The sequence below is a fragment of the Pseudomonas moraviensis genome (assembly GCF_900105805.1).
GTDB classification, from domain to species: domain Bacteria; phylum Pseudomonadota; class Gammaproteobacteria; order Pseudomonadales; family Pseudomonadaceae; genus Aquipseudomonas; species Aquipseudomonas moraviensis_A.
In genome coordinates, this window is sequence record NZ_LT629788.1 from 645,047 (window position 1) to 662,110 (window position 17,064).

General features: G+C 59.5%; 21 protein-coding genes. 7 read left to right on the forward strand and 14 right to left on the reverse strand.

The genetic code is table 11. The features are described 5' to 3' along the window. Nucleotides 1–5 precede the first annotated feature (5 nt). The 6 genes from BLU71_RS03120 to BLU71_RS03145 form a co-directional block, all read right to left on the reverse strand. A complete protein-coding gene (locus BLU71_RS03120) occupies nt 6–632 on the reverse strand; it encodes a response regulator transcription factor (protein ID WP_042607868.1) in 627 nt (208 codons plus the stop codon). Nucleotides 633–1,017: 385 nt separating this feature from the next. After that, entirely contained in the window at nt 1,018–2,346 is a 1,329-nt protein-coding gene (locus BLU71_RS03125) for a deoxyguanosinetriphosphate triphosphohydrolase (RefSeq protein WP_042607867.1), read from the reverse strand. A 69-nt stretch (nt 2,347–2,415) separates the two neighbouring features. Then, entirely contained in the window at nt 2,416–3,579 is a 1,164-nt protein-coding gene (locus BLU71_RS03130; RefSeq protein WP_042607866.1) for an EAL domain-containing protein, read from the reverse strand. A gap of 120 nt (nt 3,580–3,699) precedes the next feature. Next, on the reverse strand, nt 3,700–4,038 hold the full coding sequence (locus BLU71_RS03135) for a hypothetical protein (RefSeq protein WP_042607865.1): 339 nt from the start codon (nt 4,036–4,038) through the stop codon (nt 3,700–3,702). Then, nucleotides 4,035–4,421, reverse strand: a complete 387-nt coding sequence (locus tag BLU71_RS03140) for a phage holin family protein (protein WP_008079909.1) — start codon at nt 4,419–4,421, stop codon at nt 4,035–4,037. The genes BLU71_RS03135 and BLU71_RS03140 overlap by 4 nt, the downstream gene beginning before the upstream one ends. A gap of 2 nt (nt 4,422–4,423) precedes the next feature. Beyond that, nucleotides 4,424–4,738: a DUF883 family protein gene (locus tag BLU71_RS03145; protein ID WP_016770842.1), complete on the reverse strand. Its 315-nt coding sequence runs from the start codon at nt 4,736–4,738 to the stop codon at nt 4,424–4,426. Nucleotides 4,739–5,031: 293 nt separating this feature from the next. Here BLU71_RS03145 and BLU71_RS03150 point away from each other — a divergent pair, with 293 nt between their 5' ends. Further along, entirely contained in the window at nt 5,032–6,240 is a 1,209-nt protein-coding gene (locus tag BLU71_RS03150; RefSeq protein ID WP_064361548.1) for an ammonium transporter, read from the forward strand. Here BLU71_RS03150 and BLU71_RS03155 read toward each other — a convergent pair. Beyond that, nucleotides 6,237–7,949, reverse strand: coding sequence for a cation:proton antiporter (locus BLU71_RS03155; RefSeq protein WP_083352274.1), 1,713 nt, complete (start codon nt 7,947–7,949; stop codon nt 6,237–6,239). The two genes, BLU71_RS03150 and BLU71_RS03155, sit on opposite strands and share 4 nt — an antisense overlap. A gap of 198 nt (nt 7,950–8,147) precedes the next feature. Between BLU71_RS03155 and BLU71_RS03160 the strand changes: the two genes are divergently transcribed. From BLU71_RS03160 to BLU71_RS03170, 3 genes are all read left to right on the forward strand, one after another. Beyond that, nucleotides 8,148–8,384, forward strand: a complete 237-nt coding sequence (locus BLU71_RS03160; RefSeq protein ID WP_064361550.1) for a glutaredoxin family protein — start codon at nt 8,148–8,150, stop codon at nt 8,382–8,384. 114 nt (nt 8,385–8,498) lie between these two features. After that, nucleotides 8,499–8,816 (forward strand): hypothetical protein, encoded by a 318-nt coding sequence (locus BLU71_RS03165; protein WP_042607861.1) that lies wholly within the window; start codon nt 8,499–8,501, stop codon nt 8,814–8,816. Nucleotides 8,817–8,886: 70 nt separating this feature from the next. Continuing rightward, the gene (locus tag BLU71_RS03170; protein ID WP_083352275.1) at nt 8,887–9,777 is read left to right on the forward strand and encodes a pseudouridine synthase; all 891 of its coding nucleotides are present in this window, start codon (nt 8,887–8,889) and stop codon (nt 9,775–9,777) included. Between the two features lie 82 nt (nt 9,778–9,859). Here BLU71_RS03170 and BLU71_RS03175 read toward each other — a convergent pair whose 3' ends face one another. Together BLU71_RS03175 and mobA are read right to left on the reverse strand one after the other, a co-directional pair. Next, nucleotides 9,860–10,081, reverse strand: a complete 222-nt coding sequence (locus BLU71_RS03175) for a YgdI/YgdR family lipoprotein (RefSeq protein ID WP_016770600.1) — start codon at nt 10,079–10,081, stop codon at nt 9,860–9,862. 78 nt (nt 10,082–10,159) lie between these two features. Beyond that, on the reverse strand, nt 10,160–10,762 hold the full coding sequence (gene mobA, locus BLU71_RS03180) for a molybdenum cofactor guanylyltransferase MobA (protein ID WP_083352276.1): 603 nt from the start codon (nt 10,760–10,762) through the stop codon (nt 10,160–10,162). A gap of 81 nt (nt 10,763–10,843) precedes the next feature. Between mobA and moaB the strand changes: the two genes are divergently transcribed. After that, nucleotides 10,844–11,383: a molybdenum cofactor biosynthesis protein B gene (gene moaB, locus BLU71_RS03185; protein ID WP_083352277.1), complete on the forward strand. Its 540-nt coding sequence runs from the start codon at nt 10,844–10,846 to the stop codon at nt 11,381–11,383. Then, nucleotides 11,367–12,593, forward strand: coding sequence for a gephyrin-like molybdotransferase Glp (gene glp / locus BLU71_RS03190; RefSeq protein WP_083352278.1), 1,227 nt, complete (start codon nt 11,367–11,369; stop codon nt 12,591–12,593). The genes moaB and glp overlap by 17 nt, the downstream gene beginning before the upstream one ends. A gap of 59 nt (nt 12,594–12,652) precedes the next feature. On the opposite strand, the gene BLU71_RS27440 is transcribed toward glp, so the two are convergent. Together BLU71_RS27440 and BLU71_RS27220 are read right to left on the reverse strand one after the other, a co-directional pair. Further along, nucleotides 12,653–12,961, reverse strand: coding sequence for a hypothetical protein (locus BLU71_RS27440; RefSeq protein ID WP_173867389.1), 309 nt, complete (start codon nt 12,959–12,961; stop codon nt 12,653–12,655). 56 nt (nt 12,962–13,017) lie between these two features. Beyond that, nucleotides 13,018–13,251, reverse strand: coding sequence for a hypothetical protein (locus tag BLU71_RS27220; RefSeq protein ID WP_133247397.1), 234 nt, complete (start codon nt 13,249–13,251; stop codon nt 13,018–13,020). Between the two features lie 25 nt (nt 13,252–13,276). Between BLU71_RS27220 and yegS the strand changes: the two genes are divergently transcribed. After that, nucleotides 13,277–14,194: a lipid kinase YegS gene (gene yegS, locus BLU71_RS03200; RefSeq protein WP_042607857.1), complete on the forward strand. Its 918-nt coding sequence runs from the start codon at nt 13,277–13,279 to the stop codon at nt 14,192–14,194. Here the strand turns inward: yegS and BLU71_RS03205 are convergent. The 3 genes from BLU71_RS03205 to BLU71_RS03215 form a co-directional block, all read right to left on the reverse strand. Further along, a complete protein-coding gene (locus BLU71_RS03205) occupies nt 14,178–14,837 on the reverse strand; it encodes a response regulator transcription factor (RefSeq protein ID WP_042607856.1) in 660 nt (219 codons plus the stop codon). The genes yegS and BLU71_RS03205 overlap by 17 nt on opposite strands. After that, nucleotides 14,834–15,727, reverse strand: coding sequence for a sensor histidine kinase (locus BLU71_RS03210; protein WP_042607855.1), 894 nt, complete (start codon nt 15,725–15,727; stop codon nt 14,834–14,836). Before BLU71_RS03210 ends, BLU71_RS03205 begins: the two co-directional genes overlap by 4 nt. A gap of 463 nt (nt 15,728–16,190) precedes the next feature. Beyond that, nucleotides 16,191–16,661, reverse strand: a complete 471-nt coding sequence (locus BLU71_RS03215) for a hypothetical protein (protein WP_064361556.1) — start codon at nt 16,659–16,661, stop codon at nt 16,191–16,193. Nucleotides 16,662–17,064: the final 403 nt, after the last annotated feature.

Here is a 17,064-nt window from a genome sequence, read left to right on the forward strand (position 1 = left end):
GGGTCTCACACAAGAGCGTTGCGTTTGGCCATCTCGATAAGTTCTACAAGGGATCTGGCCTTGAGTTTTTGCATCAGGCGTTTTTTATACGTGCTCACCGTCTTGTTACTTAGAAACATGCCCTTGGCAATTTCTTTATTGGTACGGCCCTGGGCAAATAACTGCAGCACCATCAATTCGCGATCATTGACGGATTTGAATAATTCAAGTTCGACATAACGGATGTCGTCACAGCGCACCGGATTAAGTGCCTGGCTGGGGAAGTAGTTATAACCGGAGAGTACCGCTTTGATTGCGCTGACCAGTTCGCTCAGATCTTCCTGTTTACAGACATAACCGGAGGCACCGGACTGCATGCAGCGAATCCCGAACAGCGTTGGACATTGCGCGGTCAGAATGAGAATTTTGAAATTCGAACCCATGGTGTTGAAGCGGGCCAGCACTTCGAGGCCGTCCAGCTTGGGAATGCTGACATCCAGGATGACCAGGTCAGGCATGCATTCGCGGACCATTTGCATGGCATCGACACCGTTATCGGATTCACCGACGACCTTATAGCCTTCATGTTCCAGCAGCATTCGGACGGCGAGACGGATAACCGGATGGTCGTCCACAATAAAAACGGAGTTCATAAATAGAGTCCCATGCAAGCATGAATAAAGCGCGCACCTTAGCTCAGATGCGTGAGCACTCGCATGGACTGGCAGTGTCGTGACTACCTTATAGGATTAGTCCTACGCGTAATAAGGAAAGGGACTACGTTAAAATTAGGTTTGACGTAAGGAAGTGCGGGGTTGGCAGGACTTCACTGTTGGCTTGTCAGAGTTTGCAAGTGTTGGGCTTTGATAATTTTGCAAGTGTTTAAATATGGGTTTAACAGTGCGCCGTCGTGGTGTTTATCTTTTCCGATATCAGCTCACGCGCTGCCCTGGCCAGCACGGCGTTTTCTGAATGATCGCGGGGGCAGCTGGTTGTATCCAGTCGGTCACGGTGCCCGCCCGACTGGATGCAGCAGACTCAGTGGCTGGAGCGGCCGGTCATTTCCAGCGCCATGTCGCTGGCATAGCTGTCGGTCATGCCGGCGATGAAATCGATCATGCGCAGAAACGAGCTGTGCAACGACCCCCGCGGGTCCGGGGCGTTATTACCGAGCAGATCGAGGATGCGCCGACTCTTGAACGACGGCGTGCGGCCGTTGTGTTGCTCCAGCGCGGCGCCGCAGAACGAATTGAGCAGGATTTCCAGCGTCGTATACGCGCCGATTTCGTGCAAGGTCTTGCGCTTGTCCTGAAAGATTTTCTTGCGGGCAATGTCCTTGGCGTTCAACACGCAGCGTTTCGCCGGCCCGTGCATGTGTTCGACCAGATCGCCGTGCAGCGTGCCCGCAAGCAGGGCGTCCTGTTGTTCGACAAAGGCCCGCGCCGCCGCGTTGGTCAAGTGCTCGATGGCCTTGCCGCGCAGGATCGCCAGCTTGCGCCGTCGGGAATCCTGCGGGCCGAGCTGGCGATAGGTTTCCGGCAGGTCGTCACCAACCAGTCCGAGCAGCAGCGATTCGACTTCGGCGTATTCCAGGAGCTCCATCTCCAGACCGTCTTCGAGATCGATCAGCGCATAGCAGATGTCGTCGGCTGCCTCCATCAGATATACCAATGGATGGCGTGCCCAGCGCTGATCTTCCAGTTGTGGCAGGCCGAGCTTGTGAGCGATCTGTTCGAGCAGCGGCAGTTCGCTCTGGTAGCAGCCGAACTTGTGTTTCTTGTAGCCAAGGGAGTCAGCGTGGCGCGCGGTCCACGGGTACTTCAGATAGGTGCCCAGCGTCGCGTAGGTCAGGCGGGTGCCGCCATCGAACTGGTGATATTCCAACTGTGTCAGCACGCGAAAGCCTTGAGCATTGCCCTCGAAATTGAGGAAGTCACCGCGCTCGGCTTCGCTCATGCCATCGAGCCAGCCGCGCCCGGCGGCTTGTTGAAACCAGTGGCGAATGGCGTCTTCGCCGGAATGGCCGAACGGCGGGTTACCGATGTCGTGAGCCAGGCAGGCCGACTGCACCACCATGCCGAGGTCGGCGGGGTCGCACCACTCCGGCAGCGCGCTGCGCAGGGTTTCGCCGACGCGCATGCCCAGCGACCGGCCTACGCAACTGACTTCCAGCGAGTGGGTCAGGCGCGTGTGAATGTGATCGTTGCTGGTGACCGGATGCACTTGGGTCTTGCGCCCGAGGCGGCGGAAGGCACCGGAGAAAATGATGCGGTCATGGTCTTTGTGAAAAGGGCTGCGGCCAAGTTCTTGCGGGCTGTGCAGCGGCTTGCCGAGGCGTTCGCGGTTGAGCAGGGTAGGCCAATCCAAGGCTGATTCTCTCCGTCTGATGACTGATCGCCCTAGCTTCCCGGTTCGGCCCCGTGCCTGCAAGCAGAACTACAGGCCCGCCGCATCGATATCGATCAACAGCAAGCGTTCACCGTTATCGAAGAATTGCCCGGCGGTCAGGCAATACTGGTTGCTGGTGGCATCGCGATAAGTACTCGACAGGGTCAGGCGGCGTTCTTCCCAGCCTTCGGCGAGCAGATGATAGAAGTAGGGTCGCCACGACCAGTTGTGCCCCAGGTAGCGATCATCGGCGAACCAGCCGTCGTGTCGCCATTCCAGGTTGGGCGTCAGTTGCGTGCCGTGACGATCACATTGATAAAAGCGCAGCAGCCAGGGAAACGCCTGCAGCTTTGGCAGTGCGCTGAGCGGAGCGCGGGCCTGCGCCCATTGCTGCAGAATCGCCATCAACTCACTGAGCTGCTGGCGCATCTGCATCAGGCGTCCGCGCTCGCTGAGTTTCTGCTTCACATAGCGCTGGCGCAGTTGAGCGAAGTGCGCGACGAAAGCGTCCGTAGCGAAGAAATCTTCCTGCGCACGGGCGAAGAGAAAACCCTGCACGTAGCGCGAGCCGCATTCCAGAGCGAAATTGAGCTGCGCTTCGGTTTCGACACCTTCAGCGATGATCCAGCAGCCGGTTTTCTCGGCCATTTGCGCAAGTGCTTTGACCACATCGCTGCTCGGGCCACCAAGGGCCGCTGCCTGGAACAGGCGCATGTCGAGCTTGAGAATGTCCGGTTGCAGGGCCAGCACCCGATCCAGCTGCGAATAGCCAGCGCCGAAATCATCGATGGCGATTCTCGCGCCTGCGTCGCGGTAGCGTCCGACCACCTGTGACAAACGTTCGCTGTTGCCACCCAGCTCGGTGATTTCGAACACGATGCGCTGCGGATCAACCTTGTTCCGGGCCAACTGCTTGAGACTGGGCAAGGCCTGATCCGCACGCAGGCGACTGATCCAGCGCGGCGACATGTTGAGGCTGAGAAACCATTCTGGCGGTGCCTCATGCAGGCGGCTCAAGGCATGATCACGGATCTGCCGGTCGAGACGACGCAGGGCCGTGGCCGGGGTGCGCGGATCGGCGAATAACGGTCCGACCGAGGTCAACTGACCATCGCCGTGACGCAAGCGGCCGAGTGCTTCGACGCCTGCAATGCGTCCGGTGGCGGTGTCAATGAAAGGCTGAAAGCAGGCGAGCGGTTGCCCGTCGATCACGGCAAGTCCTTAATCTTATTGTTCGTTGGCCGCGTTTGCCGGATAGGCACGCGGGATTGAATCCCCCGATAAGGAGATTCATCCCGGCGCTATTGCAAGATTGTAGCCAGAGAGACCGACTCAGCGTTTGCCCGAGCTGTGCATGACCAGTTTGATCAGCGGTCCGAGCGTGGTGCCGAGACGCAGCAGGCGGGTCAGACCGCCACCGCCGCTGCGTTTCGAGCCTTTGCCGGTCAGGAAACCCAGCAGCGTTACCGCCGCCACGCCCCACAACGGCGCATGCTTGATGCCGAAACCGTCCTGCACGTTCTGCTTCATGCCACGCATGCGCTGCAAGGGTTGCAGCACTTGCGCGGTTTCGTGGCGGATTTCCTGACGGTGCATTTCCATGCGCAGGCGGATCAGGGCCTTGCGCATTTCCCGGCGCGAGCTGTTGTGCGGAAGTTCAGGCAGGCTCATGGCAGCAGGCGCTCCCGGTCGTTGGCCAGCTCTTCGAGCGTGCCGTGGAAAGGCGAGGACTCGTCGAAAATCGCCGCTTTGAGGCGCAGGCCGCAGAAGATTGACGCCAGCGTGTAGAACACGCACAGGCCGATGATCGCTGCCAGACGGTAGGTGTCCCAGAAGATGATCATCACCAGCGTCGACAGGCCCACCAGCAAGAGCAGGGCAAACACCAGCGCCAGACCGGCAAACAGCAGCAGGCTGACGGTGCGTGATTTCTGCTCCTGCAATTCGATGCCGAACAACTCGACATGACTGTGCAGCAGGCCCAGAACGGCGGCGCCGAGACGACGCGTGGAGGAGGCGGTGCCCGCAGTCGGGCCGGATTCACCGATCGACATGATCAGCGCCGAGTAGCCAGCAGGCCAATCAGAAAACCGACGCCGGCAGCGATGCCCACCGATTGCCATGGGTTGGCGGACACATAGTCTTCAGTAGCGGTAACCGCCGCCTGACCGCGTTCGCGCAGAGTGTCTTCAGTCACTTTCAGGGTCTCGCGGGCGCGCAGCAGGCTGTCATGAATCTGGGCGCGCAGCTCATCGGCCTGATCGCCAGCGAGGGTCTTGGTGTGCTCGAGCAAGCGTTCGGTGTCGGCAACCAGAGTCTGGAAGTCGTTCATCAGGATTTCTTGAGCAGTCTTTGCCTTGATGCTGGCCATTGGTGGATCTCCGTAGGTGGCTTTGAAGCGTTCGAGTATGAGCCTTGCGTGAAGGTTCAGTGCAAATGCCTGGTACAACTTTTGCTGTGTCGTGGTGCGTCGCTTGGTATCCGTGCGCTGTTGCCGGGCGAAAAAATCCAATTCATCTGCTTGCGGTTCGTGATCGGACATCAACAGTGCGCCAAATCAGTTCATCCCATTTGTGGAAGGATGACTGACGGGGCGCAACTTGGTGCATGAAATGTCCCCATGAACCGCTTTGGTGCCTTTTTAGCCTTCAGGTCTGCCTCCTCATGGAAAATCTGCAAAGCGCTGTGGACACGCTGGTTCACAGTTCCAACACGTTGTTCATTCTGATCGGTGCGGTGATGGTACTGGCGATGCACGCCGGTTTCGCCTTTCTGGAGGTTGGCACGGTCCGGCAGAAGAATCAGGTCAACGCACTGTCGAAAATCCTCAGCGATTTCGCCGTCTCGACCCTGGCCTATTTCTTTATAGGCTATTGGATCTCCTATGGCGTGACCTTCATGCAACCCGCCGCGGTGCTCAGCGCCGACCATGGCTATGGACTGGTGAAGTTTTTCTTTCTGCTGACCTTCGCTGCCGCGATCCCGGCGATCATTTCCGGCGGTATTGCCGAGCGCGCGCGTTTCGTCCCGCAGCTGTGCGCGACGGCGCTGATCGTGGCCTTCATCTATCCGTTTTTCGAGGGCCTGGTCTGGAACGGCAACTTCGGCCTGCAAGGCTGGCTGGCGGCGAAGTTTGGCGCCGCATTCCACGACTTCGCCGGCTCGGTGGTGGTGCACGCCATGGGCGGTTGGCTGGCGTTGGCCGCCGTGTTGTTGCTCGGGCCGCGCAATGGTCGTTATCGCGATGGTCGGCTGGTCGCATTTGCGCCATCGAGCATCCCGTTTCTGGCACTGGGCTCGTGGATCCTGATTGTCGGCTGGTTCGGCTTCAACGTGATGAGCGCGCAGACGCTGCAAGGTGTCAGTGGCCTGGTCGCCGTCAACTCGCTGATGGCCATGGTCGGCGGCACCGTCGCGGCGTTGATCGTCGGGCGCAATGACCCGGGCTTTCTGCACAACGGCCCGTTGGCCGGTCTGGTGGCGATCTGTGCCGGATCCGACCTGATGCACCCGGTCGGCGCACTGGTGACGGGGGCAATTGCCGGAGCCTTGTTTGTCTGGTGCTTTACCGCTGCTCAAGTCAAATGGCGCATCGATGACGTCCTCGGCGTATGGCCGCTGCACGGCGTGTGTGGCGTGTGGGGCGCAATTGCCTGCGGCATTTTCGGCCAGACTGCGCTGGGAGGTCTGGGCGGGGTGAGTCTGATCAGCCAGGTGATCGGCACCGTGCTCGGCGTCGTGGTGGCGCTGGTCGGCGGCTTTGTAGTTTACGGCGCGATCAAGGCTCTGCATGGGCTGCGCCTGAGTCAGGAACAAGAGTATTACGGCGCCGACCTGTCGCTGCACAAGATCGGCGCGGTGAGTCAGGACTAGATTTCCTCATCATTGGCTCCGGGGTAGAAACCGTGGAGGAGGCGATAGCGATCGATGCGCACCTGATCGACTTTCTCCTGCACCTGATGCGCTGGCAGGCCAAGCATGATCAGTGCGTGTGAAGCGAGCATCAGGCTCGACTCCAGAAGCTCCGGCACCACCTCGGTGGCGCCGGCGGCTCTGAGCTCGGCCGATTGGCTGTCGTCACGGGTGCGCACCAGAATCGGCACCTGTGGGTTGAGTCGGCGCGCTTCGCGGAGGATGCGCAACGCCACATCACTTTGATCCACGGCAATCACCAGCAGCCTCGCGCGTAGCAGGCCGACGGCAGTAAGCAGGTCGCCACGCGCCGAGTCGCCGTAATGCACGTCGCTTTCCCCGCTAGCGGCTTCCTGTACCCGCACCGGGTCGTTGTCCAGCGCGACATAGGCTTGCCCGGCATTGCCCATGAAGCGTCCGATGGACTGGCCAACGCGACCGTAGCCGCAGATCACCACATGTTGGTCGAGATCGGCGTTGAGCGCGCTGATCTGTTCGATCTGCGCTTCCTGATTGGGCTTGCGGTGCAGCACGGCGGCAAGGCGCGGCGCTGCGCGCAAAAGCAGCGGCGTGAGCAGCATCGAACAGAACGTCGCCGCGAGCAGCAGGGCACCCGGTTCGGCCGGCAGCAAACTGTTCTGTTGCATCTGCGCCATCAAGGCAAAACAGAATTCGCCGCCCTGGGCCAGCGCCAGACCGCTGCGCCACGCGGTTTCGCTGTCGCTGCCACGCCACTTCACCAGCAGCGCCACCACGATGCCCTTGACCAACATCAGTCCCAGCGTCAGGCCGATGATCAACAGGCTGTGACTGACGAACAATTGCAGGTCGATCAGCATGCCGATGCTGACGAAGAACACGCCGAGCAGGATGTCGCGAAAAGGCCGGATGTCGGCTTCGATCTGGTGCCGATAATGGCTCTCCCCGAGCAACATGCCGGCCAGAAAGGCGCCGAGGGCTGGCGACAGGCCCAACAAGTGCGTGAGCCATGCGGTGAGCAGCACGATCATCAGTGCCAGCAGGACGAACAGCTCCGCCGAGCGTGACGCCGCCACTTCATGAAACAGCCTTGGCAGCAACCAGCGACTGGCGAGCAGCAGGCCGAAGAACAGCACCACGGTTTTGCCCAGGGTCAACGGCAAGGCCCAGTACCAGGGCTGCTCGCTGGTCCCGGCGAACACGGGCACCAGTGTCAGCAGCAACACTGCGACGACGTCCTGAAACAACAGCACGCCGACCGCGTTCTGGCCGTGGCTGCTGAACACTTCACCGAGACTGCCCAGCTCCTTGGTCACAATCGCCGTGGATGACAGCGATAGACCGGCACCAAGCAACAGCGCTGGCATCATCGGCATGCCCAGCCCCATCAACAGTGTGCCGAGCAAGGCTGTGCTGATGAGCACCTGCTGACTGCCGAGGCGAAACACCACCTGACGCAGCGCAATCATCTTCGACAGGGAAAACTCCAGGCCCAGCGAGAACAGCAGGAACACTACGCCCAGCTCAGCGACATCCGGCAGATGTTCGCTCTCGTTGACCCAGTCGAACGCGTTCGGCCCGACCATTAATCCCACGCACAGGTAGCCCAGCACCGGTGGCAGTCGCAGGCGCCGGAACAGGGCAATCACCACCAGGGACGAGGCGAGAATGATCAACAGATTTGCAAACACGGGACACTCCGCTGTCAGGGCGTTGGCCTCTGAAGCGTAGAGGCAAAAAGTCCGCGAGGATGACGCAATTGCAATTTGCGCCGAATGATTTGCGTCAGGATTTTGCGCCAGCAGCGTTGCATCCTTTGGGCGGTGGCGGGTCGACGAGGGTTCGGCACCGTCCTAGAATGGCCTCACTTGTTTTCCGGTAATGCCGTCATGCCTCCTGAATGTCAGCTGTTCGGCACCCTCGGGTGTCATCTGTGTGAAGTCGCCGAAGCCGAGCTGATGCCCTTTGTCGAGCATGGTCTGCTGGTGGAACTGATGGACATCGCCGAAGACGAGTCGTGGTTCGAAAAGTACAGCTTGCGCATTCCGGTACTGCGGCGGGTCGACACTGGCGCGGAGCTGGATTGGCCGTTCAGTGGCGATGAAATCGTGGCGTTTTTACGCTGACGCAGATTTGTCCTGTTCATTCCGCTGGTCGCAGCAACCCATCCTTGCGTTGGCACTCCCCGGCTTCTTCGGTTACTGTATGTCCATACAGCAATCGAGTCAGAGGGATGAACCGTGGTCAATGTCGAACAGTTGAAGAGCAGCGTTAACCGGATGTCGGTCGACGTGGTGCGCGAGGCCGTCCTCGAATTGCGCCTGGACGGGCTGGTCACGGAAGGCAAGACGCCGTTCAACAAGCTGCATTTCAATACCTGCTTTGCCGAAATCGAAGCCCTGTTTCAACGCGCCGGTTATCACAAGCAGCTGGATGTGGTCGGTTATCAGGGCCTGCTGTATGCCTTGTACGATCCGGGGCGCTGGGAGGCGGTCGATGTGTTGCGCTGGCTGAAGGAGTTCACCGAAGCGGCGGCACTCAAATCCGTGCCGGCGTGAAGAAACTCCGCTAGGTGGCTTTGCCTCGGTGTTGGATAATGCCGGCCTGCATTGAGGATTCCTGTTTCGTATGTCCACTCCCGTTTTTTCCGCTGCGCACAATCAGGCCAGCACGTTGTACTTGCCGCCCGGCCCCTGGCTGACGGTCCTCGATTGCCTGTGCGAGCACTTCAGTGCCATCGGCCGCGAGCAGTGGCTCGACCGGATTGCTCGGGGGCGGGTGCTGGATGCACAGGGCCAGCCGATTGCACTGGACTTGCCGTACAAGGAAGGTTTGCGCATTCATTACTTCCGCGAAGTACCGGACGAGAAACCGATTCCGGTGGTCGAATCGATTCTCTACGCCGATGAACATCTGGTGGTGGCCGACAAACCTCATTTCCTGCCGGTCACGCCGGCCGGGGAATATGTCGAGCAGACCCTGCTGCGGCGGCTGATCCGTCGGCTGGACAATCCGCATCTGGTGCCGCTGCACCGCATCGATCGGCACACCGCAGGGCTGGTGATTTTCTCGGCGAATCCGCAAACCCGTTCCGCCTATCAGTCGTTGTTCCCGACGCGGCAGATCGACAAACGCTACGAAGCGATTGCCCCGGCGCTGCCCGATCTGAATTTTCCGTTGGTACACAAGAGCCGGTTGGTCGATGGCGAGCCATTCTTCCGCATGCAAGAGGGGCCTGGTGTCAGTAATACCGAAACGGCGGTCGAGGTGCGCGAGAAAAACGGCGATCTGTGGCGCTATGGCCTGTTTCCGGTGACCGGCAAGAAGCATCAGCTGCGTGTGCACATGACCGCGCTGGGGGCGAGTATCTGCAACGATCCTTTTTATCCGACTGTGCTGAAAGATGTCGAGGACGACTACGCCAACCCATTGAAGCTGCTTGCGCAAGGCCTGCGCTTCATTGATCCGGTGACGGGTGAATTACGGGCGTTCGAAAGCCGGATCACCTTGCAGTGGTGACAACCGATCCACTTTTGCTACGCCCATGAAAAAGCCCGCATCGCAATGCGGGCTTTTCTGTATCCGGTATCGACCCGGAGCCTTACAGCTCTTTAACGGTACGAACCTGATCCTTGTTGATGCGGGTTTCTTTGCCGTCCAGTTGCTGGAACTCGTAGAAGCCCGAATCATCATCGTATTTCGGGGTGTCGACGGCCTGGATTTCGCGACCGTCATTCAAGGTGATCACTGTTGGCGAGGAGCAACCGGCGAGGGTTGCCAGGCCCAGTGCGAGCATGAAAGTGGCGAGGGTCCGTTGAGTCATGAGTGTGTCTCCGAATGGGAAATCTTCTGGTTACTGAGCTTGAGACGTAAACAAGGCGTGAGAGTTCCTTGGATAATGTCAGTCTGACACAGTGTTATGCAGATGTAACAATTCGGGGGTGTTGAGGTTGGCCAGTCGCGGGTCGTTGTCGGGGCATTGCAATTCGACGGCGCCGAGACCGCGCATCACCCGCCCGGGGCTGCGTTCACCGCTGTGCCACGCCGCTTCGAATGCCGGCAATAGCGCCACAGGAATCACGCACAGCAGCGGTTCCCAGTGCTCGCCGTGGCGCAGCATTAAAGGTTTTTCACGTTGCTGATCGGCGGTGGCAAGCATGGCTTGCAGCAGCGCCTCGTCAATCCGTGGCACATCGCATGGCAACACCAGCAAGTGCGCATGGCGCGCCGCTTTCAGCCCTGCACGAATCCCGGCCAACGGGCCCGGAAAGTCCCCCTCATCATCCATGACCAACTGATCGGCAAACGCGGCATAACGCTCGCGATTGCGGTTGCACGAAATAATGAGATCGGCGGTCAGCGGCCGCACCTTACGCTGCAAATGCGCGATCAAAGGCTCGCCCAGCCATTCGATGAGCCCCTTGTCCTGACCGCCCATGCGCTGGCCGCGTCCACCGGCCAGAAGCAGGACAGAGCAGGGTGGCAATGGGCTGTTCAAGGGCATGACGACTCTCCAGAGGGGCGGCAGAAAAATGAGCCGCTGTGATATAACACCGGGCTGTTTCCCCTACAACTGGAAGAGCCTATGAAAGCCAAGGCTGATGTACCTTTCGTGCCGCTCAATATCGCGGTGCTGACTGTCAGCGATACCCGAACCCTGGAAACCGATACCTCCGGCCAGGTCTTCGTCGATCGCTTGATCGCGGCCGGCCATGCGCTGGCCGAGCGCGTTCTGCTAAAAGATGATCTGTATAAAATTCGCGCGCAAGTCGCCAACTGGATTGCCGACGATGTCGTTCAAGTGGTGCTGATCACTGGCGGCACCGGCTTCACCGGCCGTGACAGCACACCGGAAGCAGTGGCGTGCCTGCTCGACAAGCAGGTCGACGGTTTTGGCGAACTGTTCCGCCAGATCTCCGTGGCCGATATCGGTACGTCGACCGTACAGTCCCGTGCCCTGGCAGGTCTGGCCAACGGCACGCTGGTGTGCTGCCTGCCAGGTTCGACCAATGCGGTGCGTACCGGATGGGACGGCATCCTCGCTGAGCAACTGGACGCCCGTCATCGTCCGTGCAACTTCGTCACCCATCTGAAGCAGGCAGTGCCTTGTGAATCCCGTGGGTAAGCCAGGCAAGACCGGCAGTTTGTTGCCCGTCGAAGCGGCGCTCGAGCGTTTGCTGGACATGGCCGATGCATCGCGCATTGTCGAGCGCGAGCACTTGCCGCTGGCTCAGGTGGAAGGACGGGTGCTGGCTGAAGATCTGATCTCGACACTGGATCTGCCGCCCTGGCCGAACAGCGCCATGGACGGCTACGCCTTGAACCTTGCTGACTGGAAGGGTGAGCCGCTGGCCGTCAGTCAAAAGGTCTTCGCCGGGCAGTCTCCGCAACCGTTGGAGCGAGGCACTTGCGCTCGCATCTTTACCGGGGCACCGCTGCCGCCGGGCGCGGACTGCGTCGAGATGCAGGAAAACGCTGAAGTTCAGGCCGACGGCCGAGTGCGTTTCCTTGAAACGCTGAAACCAGACCAGAACATTCGTCCGCAGGGCCAGGAAACCACGGTTGGCGAATTGGTGCTGCAGGCAGGCACCCGATTGGGGCCGATTGAGCAAGGTCTGGCTGCTTCGCTTGGCTGCGCCGGCCTCAATGTCGTGCGCAAGCCGCGCGTGGCGGTATTGTCCACCGGTGACGAACTGGTTGAGCCCGGCCAGGCACTGGGCCCGGGCCAGATCTACAACAGCAACCGCGTGCTTCTGTGCAGCTGGCTGCAGCGTCTGGGCTGTGAAGTCATCGATGGCGGAATTCTCCCGGACGATCTGCCCACCACAAGGGCCCGGCTGGGCGAGTTGCAAAATGTCGATCTGATTCTTTCCACCGGCGGTGTCTCGGTCGGTGAGGCGGATTTCCTCGGCATTGCCTTGCGTGAAGAAGGCGAACTGGCCTTGTGGAAGCTCGCCATCAAGCCTGGAAAACCCTTGACCTTCGGCCATTTCCGCAACGTGCCGGTGATTGGCCTGCCCGGCAATCCCGCCTCCACGCTGGTGACGTTCGCATTGCTGACGCGGCCTTATCTGTTGCGATGCCTGGGTGTGCAAGACGTCGAACCGCTGAAGTTTGCAGTGCCAGCAGGTTTTGTCTGGCCGGTGGCCGGAAACCGTCGCGAATATTTGCGCGGACGTCTCGAGCACGGGCGGGCAATCATCTACCGCAACCAGAGTTCGGGTGTGCTGCGTAGCGCGGCGTGGGCCGACGGATTGGTCGAAGTCCGAGAAGGCCGCACGCTGAGCGAGGGTGATGAAGTGAACTTCATTGCGCTCAGTGGGCTTCTGGGGTAGACCTTCTCACCCATGCACGCGTCGGCGGGTACGCACGGCGCGTGCAACGATTGGTTCGGTCAGTTGCTGATCAGTGTCACCAACTGGTCGAATCGGCTGTTGGCCACCCATCCCAGCAGTCCCAGGATGACAGCGGTCGCACCCGCCGAATACGCCAGACGGTGTTTGATGGTACGGACGTCATTGAGCATTTCGTCCATGTCGCGGCGCATGTATTTGAAATGGGTTTCCAGCTCGCTGACACGGGGCTCCATATCAAACTCTCCAGTGGGTTTGGCGCTGTTGCAAAAATCCGCTTTTTTACTGGCACGACTTTCGGCGAGCGCGGCGACCGGGCTCACCGGTGCCTTGGTTTCATGGTTGTGCATGGAAGTACTCGCTGAATGAATCAACTGCACGCTTGCTGATGTTTCCATGACGCGATTCATGAAAATAAATCGGGGGGGATCCGTTCATTACCGGCACATCCTTGTGTTATTGGGTTGAAGGTTGATGCTGCCAGCACACGGTGACCCAAGGGCCGGGCGCGGTCAATTAAGCCGATTCCTGTTGTTTCGTAAGAAAAAATACCGCTGTGCAGGAAGCTTGCTGTTCGAACAGGAATTAATTGCTCTCCCCGGTGGCTTTTTCGAGGCACGCCGTGGTCAAGATGTTTCAACCGATTCAATTCTTGGAGTGACGTTATGAGTGAACGCCGGGCACTGCTGATCTTGCATGGCAAACAGGCACTCAACGAGGATGTCCGCGCCGCTGTCGAGGCCAGGCGCGAGTCAGGCTGGGAGCTTGCGGTGCGAGTGACCTGGGAAGCCGGCGACGCCCAGCGTCTGGTAGAAGAAGCGCTGGCCGCCGGCTACACGAAAATCATCGCCGGCGGCGGCGACGGCACCTTGCGTGATATCGCCGAAGCATTGGCTCAGCATCCGCAAAAAGCCAGTCTCGTCTTGCTGCCACTGGGCACCGCCAACGATTTTTCCCGGGCTGCCGGCATTTCCCTGGAGCCGGCGCAGGCCCTCGATCTGCTGGACGTCGAGCCTTCGGATATCGATCTGGGCGAAGTCGGCGGGCAGATTTTCCTCAACATGGCGACGGGTGGATTCGGCAGCCAGGTCACCGCCAATACCTCGGAAGACCTGAAAAAGGTCCTGGGTGGCGCGGCTTATCTGTTCACTGGCCTGACCCGGTTCAGCGAGCTGCACGCCGCTTACGGTGAGTTGCAGGGGCCGGATTTCCATTGGCAGGGCGAACTGCTGGCACTGGGCATCGGCAACGGGCGGCAGGCGGGTGGCGGGCATGTGTTGTGCCCCGAGGCGCGAGTCGACGACGGTCTGCTGGATATCAGCATTTTGCCGGCGCCGCAGGAACTGGTCGGGACACTGAAGAATTTGCTGAGCGAGGGCTTTGGCCTCGACAACATGTTTGTACGCGCGCGGTTGCCGTGGGTCGAGATCAAGGTCGCCGAAGGGCTGAGTATCAATCTCGACGGCGAGCCGCTGGAAGGCGACAGTCTGCGCTTCGTGGCGAAACCCGCAGCGTTGCAGGTGCACCTGCCGAAAGACTCGCCGCTATTGGGCCCACAAGCGTCAATCAGTCATCCAGGCTGATGATCTGTTCACGCACGGCGAACAGTACCAGACCCGCTACGTCGTAGATCTGCAGGCGTTTCATGATCTGCGCGCGATGGGTTTCCACGGTCTTGACGCTCAAGCCGAGGCCGTTGGCGATTTCCCGGGTGGATTTGCCTCGTACGATCAGCCGAAGGATCTCCAGCTGGCGCGCCGTCAGGTTGTGCGAATCGGCGATGTCCGGCTGGCTCTTCTGGTTACGAGTCAAAGCCTGGTTGATCACCGTATGAGCAATGGCGGGGCTGAGGTAGCGTTCGTTGTTGCGCAGGGCTTCCAGTGCGTGTTCGAGCTCGGTGGCCGTGGTGTCCTTGAGCAGGTAACCATGGGCACCGGACTCCAGCGCCTGCATGATCAGCGCCGGATCGGTGTGCATCGACAGGATCAGCACCTTGCTCTGCGGGCGCACGCGCTTGAGGCGTTGCAGCGCTTCCAGGCCCCCGGTTTCCCTCATCGAAATGTCCAGCAATACGATGTCGGGGCTCAATTGCTCGACCATTTCGAGCAGTTGCGAACCATCATTGGCTTCGCCGATTACCGCGTAACCGGGAATATCCAGTACCAGAGCGCGCACGCCGGCCCTGATCAGCGAGTGGTCATCCACCAAAAGTAAGTTACAAGTCAACGCATAACCTTATTCGTACTGGCCCGTTCGAGCGCTCGCGGCGCCCAGGGGAAAAGTGCTTCGATTCTTGTGCCTTTGCCCGGCTCGCTGACAACGCTCAATGTGCCGCCCAACTGTTCGATGCGCTCGGCCATCCCGGCCATGCCGCGTTGGCCTTCTCTGGCCGGGTCGGCCGCCGGGGCGAAACCGAGACCGTCATCGCTGATCAGCAGAGTCAGACCTTGCGGCAGACGCTGCACTCGAATCAACAGATTTTTTGCCTGTGCGTGGCGCAGGATATTGGTCACGGCTTCCTGAGCGATGCGAAACGCCGCGACCGCCATTTCCTCGGGAATGCCGTTGAGCCGTTGCTGGCAGTCGAGGCTCCAGTTGACCGAGCTGTTGGCCAGCGTCTTGAGCAAATGCGCACGCAAGCTGGCTTCAAGCCCCAGACTGGTCAATTGCCGCGGATTGAGAATGGCCGAGACGTCGCGCACTTTGGTCAGGGTTTCGTCCAGCGTGTCGCACAGCACCGCGCATTGTTCCTGCAGCTCTTCCGGCAGGCGACGCTTGAGCCAGTCACTTTGCAGTTTGGCGGCGGTGAGCAATTGGCCGATATCGTCATGCAATTCGCGGCTGAGGCGGTGCCGTTCGTTTTCCTGGACTTGCAGCAGACGATCGGCCAGCTCTTGCGGCTGGAACTTGATCGACTTGCGCGACAAGCGATATTGCACCCAGACGCAGGCGGTCGCGGCGATCTCGATCGCCAGCAACCCCAACGGAATGCCCGCGGAAAAACAATAGGCCAGTAAACTGCCAAGGGTTGCCAGAACACACAGCACCAGTGTGAAGCGCCGGGCGTTTTCCCGTGAGGGTGGCCATGTAATGAGTGACTTGAGACTGGCGTACATAACGGATGGAGCCAATGGATGTTCGCTGCGGGCAGACCGGCCGGTAAGGGGCGGATCTCTGTGTGGAAATACTGTCAATTATGTTATTGATTCAAACCGCATTCGTTAAGCAATCATTGACCGGCAATAACATCGGTACCGAAACGCTGAAGTCAGTGTGCCATTAATCGGCAGGCAACTAACCGGCGGCATAATACCACTTAACATACCGTTGGTCGCGGTCGCTATATATGTCTATCTGGTCAGGAAATACCGGATCGTGGACGCAAGTTCCATATTGGAAAAGTTGGAATTATTGTATTTGGACGACTTCGATTTGCCTGGAAAGTATCGCCGGGTGCACACAGGGAAAACCCTGATGCCGGCACTTGGAAATCAGCCGTTGGTCGGGCGGATTATTTGGCCCGGATTGTCGCTGGCAGGTATCAACTATTCAATTACAACAGTATCGCGGCCTGGTTTCTCAAGCCTGGCGCGCCGTCAGAGACGAAGGGAGCAAACGTTTGCTCGCCGTCTTCGGCTCAAGGGCGTCCTGATCCATGTGCGCCGCGAACGCTTCAAGCAAGGCTGCCTGCTCGCTTTCATCGAGGCTCAGTTGGCCGGTTTTAGGATCGACCAGTTCAAGCTGCCACGCCATCAGGGTGAAGCAGTCTCGCAGCGCATCGAGGGCCTGCTCGTGCAGGTCGACATGACCCTGGGTCAGATTCAGCAGGTTGTAGATGTGCAGGGAAAACTCGGAGATCGCTTCCAGCGCCAATGCTTCGGCCCGGCCCGCCAACTTGAGCAGGGTGCCGAGCATGCAGTCGATGGCATCCTTGTCATTGCTGATCAGTTGCAGGTGATTCAGGCATTCTTCGGACTTGGCGAGAAGCGTTTCGGCCTCGACCAGAAATTCGGGGAAGCGCTGCGCCCAGTCTTTACGGTCGATTGGCATGTTCATCTCCACCACGTCGTGTTGGTTGACGGATGGCCGTGTGTGGCGACGATCGTGGATCGTCGGCAGATCGCTCCCGGCGGTGCAGGTGCACGGACCGAGGGGTTCCAGAGGGTGGGTTGCCACTGAATTGCGATCGCACACAATAGCCTGACTCCGTTCATGCAATGAGAATGGCGTCACAGTAATGGCTATTGGAAAGGGCGAATATCAGGTTGGGCCTGATTGTGGCTAGGGGAATCCCTTAGCCGCGGGAACCTAACGTGCAAACCGAGGTCGCGCCGCAATGAATCTAGCAGATGAAATCACCAACGCCAGTAAAGCATGATGTCAGTGTGACATCAATGGGCGTTTATGGCATTTTTACGGGCGCTGCTTACAGCAATCAAGATTAGCTGAACGC

Bases quoted from the DNA above. Each gene is read 5' to 3' on its own strand.
- BLU71_RS03120 (WP_042607868.1), bottom strand. From the start codon at position 632: ATGAACTCCGTTTTTATTGTGGACGACCATCCGGTTATCCGTCTCGCC.
- BLU71_RS03135 (WP_042607865.1), bottom strand. From the start codon at position 4,038: ATGAGCCTGCCTGAACTTCCGCACAACAGCTCGCGCCGGGAAATGCGC.
- BLU71_RS03140 (WP_008079909.1), bottom strand. From the start codon at position 4,421: ATGTCGATCGGTGAATCCGGCCCGACTGCGGGCACCGCCTCCTCCACG.
- BLU71_RS03145 (WP_016770842.1), bottom strand. From the start codon at position 4,738: ATGGCCAGCATCAAGGCAAAGACTGCTCAAGAAATCCTGATGAACGAC.
- BLU71_RS03150 (WP_064361548.1), top strand. From the start codon at position 5,032: ATGGAAAATCTGCAAAGCGCTGTGGACACGCTGGTTCACAGTTCCAAC.
- BLU71_RS03160 (WP_064361550.1), top strand. From the start codon at position 8,148: ATGCCTCCTGAATGTCAGCTGTTCGGCACCCTCGGGTGTCATCTGTGT.
- BLU71_RS03170 (WP_083352275.1), top strand. From the start codon at position 8,887: ATGTCCACTCCCGTTTTTTCCGCTGCGCACAATCAGGCCAGCACGTTG.
- BLU71_RS03175 (WP_016770600.1), bottom strand. From the start codon at position 10,081: ATGACTCAACGGACCCTCGCCACTTTCATGCTCGCACTGGGCCTGGCA.
- mobA (WP_083352276.1), bottom strand. From the start codon at position 10,762: ATGCCCTTGAACAGCCCATTGCCACCCTGCTCTGTCCTGCTTCTGGCC.
- moaB (WP_083352277.1), top strand. From the start codon at position 10,844: ATGAAAGCCAAGGCTGATGTACCTTTCGTGCCGCTCAATATCGCGGTG.
- BLU71_RS27440 (WP_173867389.1), bottom strand. From the start codon at position 12,961: ATGCACAACCATGAAACCAAGGCACCGGTGAGCCCGGTCGCCGCGCTC.
- yegS (WP_042607857.1), top strand. From the start codon at position 13,277: ATGAGTGAACGCCGGGCACTGCTGATCTTGCATGGCAAACAGGCACTC.
- BLU71_RS03210 (WP_042607855.1), bottom strand. From the start codon at position 15,727: ATGTACGCCAGTCTCAAGTCACTCATTACATGGCCACCCTCACGGGAA.
- BLU71_RS03215 (WP_064361556.1), bottom strand. From the start codon at position 16,661: ATGCCAATCGACCGTAAAGACTGGGCGCAGCGCTTCCCCGAATTTCTG.